The following is a 2,985-nucleotide window of genomic DNA, read 5'->3' as shown; positions in this document are numbered from 1 at the left end:
TCGCCCCCCTGGTCGAAGCCCGCCCCGGGCTGCGCTCACCCGGCACCGCCGACCCCGACGAACTCGCCCTCCGGGCCCTGGCCGGGCGCGCGGCCGCCGAGCGGCTGGTCCAGCGGTACGGCAAGGCCCTCGACGCGCCCTGCGGCACCCTCACCCACCTCTTCCCCGAACCGGCGGTCCTCGCCGCCGCCGAGCCGGACGGCCCCGTGGGCGCGCTCGCCGCCGCCCTCGCCGACGGCACCGTACGCCTGGACCCGGGCGCCGACCGGGACGACGCCGAACGCGCCCTGCTCGCCGTGCCCGGCATGGACGCCCGGACGGCCGCCGTCGTCCGCACCCGCGCCCTCGGCGACCCCGACACCGCCCCGCCCGACCCGACCGTGCCCGACAGCTGGCGCCCCTGGCGCTCGTACGCCGTGAACCACCTGCGCGCCGCAGGAGACTGGGAGCAGGACCGATGACCACGACCACCACCGGCACGTCCGTGACGTACTGGACCGAGACCGGCAGCCCCGTCGGACCGCTGCTCCTCACCGCGGCCCCGGACGGCGCGCTCACCTCGCTGTCCGTGCCCGGGCAGAAGGGCGGCCGGAGCGTCCAGGACGGCTGGCGGCACGACACCGGGCCCTTCCGGGCGGCCGAGGAGCAGCTCGCCGCCTACTTCGCCGGGGAGCTGACGGAGTTCCGGCTGCCGCTGCGCGCCGAGGGCACCGCCTTCCGGGAACGGGTGTGGGCCGCCCTCGACGACGTTCCCTACGGGGCGACCACCACGTACGGCGAGATCGCGGCGCGCATCGGTGCCTCCCGGCCCGCGGTCCGCGCCGTCGGCGGCGCGATCGGCGCCAATCCGCTGCTCATCCTGCGCCCCTGCCACCGGGTGATCGGCGCCGACGGCTCCCTGACCGGATACGCGGGCGGCCTGGACCGCAAGACCCGGCTGCTCACCCTGGAGGGAATCCTCCGGGACGGCTTCGGCCGGTCCTAGCCGCCGGCCAGTACCGCCCCCACCCACGCCCCGGTGATCAGCAGGCAGGCGAACAGCTCCGCCAGTACGTCGGCGCCGCCCGAGCGCATCGCCGTCCGCAGCGCCGCCTTCGCCTCGCCGTGCCCGCCCAGCCGCAGCCGCTCGGCGAGGTAGATGCCGCCCATGAAGCCGGGGACCGCGCCGAGCACCGGGACCAGGACGAAGCCGATCACCGCGCCCGCGCCGCCGTACGCGGTGAGCCGGCGCATCGCCTCGTCCCGGCGGCGCCTGCGGGTCGGCAGCGCCCAGCGCACCGCCTGGGCCAGCAGCAGGACGACGGTGGCACCGACGAGCACGGCCCACGCCAGCGTCTGCGGATCCTTCAGCGCCCACCACAGGACCCCGGCCCACACCAGCCACGCCCCGGGCACGCCGGGAATCAGGACGCCGCACAGCCCGAGCAGAATGACCAGGCCGGTCAGCAGGAGGTCCCACGCTCCCATCTGTCCAGGGTGCCGGAGTCCGGCCCGGTCCGCAGATGTCCGGCGCGGGGCCGAGGCCGGGAGCGGCCCGCCGGGGGTCAGCCCTTCCTGGCGACCCAGCCCCTCTCGTACGCGTGCCAGCCCAGCTGGAGCCGGGTCGTGACCCCGGTCAGTTCCATCAGGCGCTTCACCCGGCGCTGTACGGTCCGCAGGCCCAGGTCGAGCTGCTTGGCGACGCTGGCGTCGGTCAGCCCCGCCAGCAGCAGGGAGAGGATCTCCAGATCGGTGCCGTCGGGGCCTTCCGGGCCGTGCTCGGTCACGCCGGAGGCGCCCAGGCGCAGCGGCAGCGCCTCCCGCCACACCGCCTCGAACAGGCCCGACAGCAGCTCCAGGAGCCCGCTGGCGTGCACCACCAGCGCGGCGGGCTCCGCGGAGCGCGCGGTGAGCGGCACCAGGGCGAGCGCCCGGTCGGCGACCACCAGCTTGGTCGGCACCCGGTCCACCACCCTCACCTGCTCGTCCCGGCCCAGCGCGGCGCTCAGCTCGACGATGCCGGTCGGCTGGTCCAGCACCGACCGCTCGACCACCACCCGGTAGCGGACACCGCGGCCGGTGGCCTGCTCCTCCGCGTCGTTCTCCATGCCGGTGACGGCGACCGGGTTGCCGGTGACCAGCGCGCACACCTCCTCGGTCGCGCCCAGCTGGAGCTGGAGGAAGCGCTGGGCGACCGCCGCGCCGCCGGTCACCACCTCCACCAGATCGTGCACCGCCGGCTCGGCCGCCGCCGCCCGGTACTCCTCGGCCAGCAGCGCCGCCGCCAGCTCCGCCTTCTCCAGTTCGTGCCGCTGCTGGGTGAGCAGCGCGCCCAGCGCCACGCCCGGCGGCGCGGCGACCCAGCGGCCGGGGCGGCCCGAGGACTGGGCGGCCAGACCGTTCTGCTCCAGCCTGCGCAGCGCGTGCTCGGTGTCCCGCTCACCCAGCGCCAGCCGCCTGGCCAGGTCGGGCACGTCGGCGGCGCCCAGGGACACGAGCGCCCGGTACGCCGACTCGTGCGTGTCCTCCAGCCCCAGCACTCCCAGCATCAGCCGTCGTCCCTCCCCGAGAAACCAGCGTCCGTGGCGGAAAACGGCCACGGCGCAAACCCGCCTCCGCACATCATCGCCGTACCGCCGGTCACTCTGCCAAGGTGGCGACGCCGAGCGGTTCTCCCGTGGGGGGTGGGACCGCTCGGCCACTCCGCCTCGCAACCTTGTTCCAGCCGTCCCGCGACACGCCGCCCGGCGCGTGCCGGTCCGCCGGAAATTCCCGATGCCCCGTTTCCATCCCGCTTCTTCGGTGGACAATCAGGAGCATGAGTCAGCAGGGGGGAAGGCCCACCGGTCCTGAGGACGACTGGTGGGGGCAGCTGTACGACGACTCCACCGACGACACCGGCCCCACGGCCGCACCGGATTCCCTGGACGACCGCTTCGCGTCGGCGTCCGGCACGGTGACGGACGGATCGGGCAACGGTCCCCCCGCCGTCCCCGGCCCCCGGAG

The 2,985-nt window shown here is 75.8% G+C and carries 3 protein-coding genes and 2 pseudogenes; 3 read left to right on the top strand and 2 right to left on the bottom strand.

The features are described from left to right. Together DMH12_RS37970 and DMH12_RS37965 are read left to right on the top strand one after the other, a co-directional pair. Window positions 1–461 (top strand): annotated as a pseudogene (locus DMH12_RS37970) (DNA-3-methyladenine glycosylase 2 family protein); the annotation flags it as partial. Beyond that, on the top strand, window positions 458–985 hold the full coding sequence (locus tag DMH12_RS37965; RefSeq protein ID WP_125495802.1) for a methylated-DNA--[protein]-cysteine S-methyltransferase: 528 nt from the start codon (window positions 458–460) through the stop codon (window positions 983–985). The pseudogene DMH12_RS37970 and the gene DMH12_RS37965, both read left to right, overlap by 4 nt. Here DMH12_RS37965 and DMH12_RS37960 read toward each other — a convergent pair. Together DMH12_RS37960 and DMH12_RS37955 are read right to left on the bottom strand one after the other, a co-directional pair. Continuing rightward, window positions 982–1,467, bottom strand: coding sequence for a DUF456 domain-containing protein (locus DMH12_RS37960; protein WP_125495801.1), 486 nt, complete (start codon window positions 1,465–1,467; stop codon window positions 982–984). The two genes, DMH12_RS37965 and DMH12_RS37960, sit on opposite strands and share 4 nt — an antisense overlap. A 77-nt stretch (window positions 1,468–1,544) precedes the next feature. Next, entirely contained in the window at window positions 1,545–2,528 is a 984-nt protein-coding gene (locus DMH12_RS37955; protein ID WP_125495800.1) for a LuxR family transcriptional regulator, read from the bottom strand. A 269-nt stretch (window positions 2,529–2,797) separates the two neighbouring features. Between DMH12_RS37955 and DMH12_RS37950 the strand changes: the two are divergent. Then, window positions 2,798–2,985: pseudogene (locus tag DMH12_RS37950) on the top strand (protein phosphatase 2C domain-containing protein); the annotation flags it as partial.

This window comes from Streptomyces sp. WAC 04229 (genome assembly GCF_003947455.1).
GTDB lineage: Bacteria > Actinomycetota > Actinomycetes > Streptomycetales > Streptomycetaceae > Streptomyces.
The sequence above is the reverse complement of the archived record's forward strand: the minus strand, read 5'-3'. Positions and strand labels throughout refer to the sequence as shown.

What these genes read in the sequence shown, in the direction of transcription:
- DMH12_RS37965 (WP_125495802.1), top strand. Translation starts at nt 458, where the DNA reads ATGACCACGACCACCACCGGCACGTCCGTGACGTACTGGACCGAGACC.
- DMH12_RS37960 (WP_125495801.1), bottom strand. Translation starts at nt 1,467, where the DNA reads ATGGGAGCGTGGGACCTCCTGCTGACCGGCCTGGTCATTCTGCTCGGG.
- DMH12_RS37955 (WP_125495800.1), bottom strand. Translation starts at nt 2,528, where the DNA reads ATGCTGGGAGTGCTGGGGCTGGAGGACACGCACGAGTCGGCGTACCGG.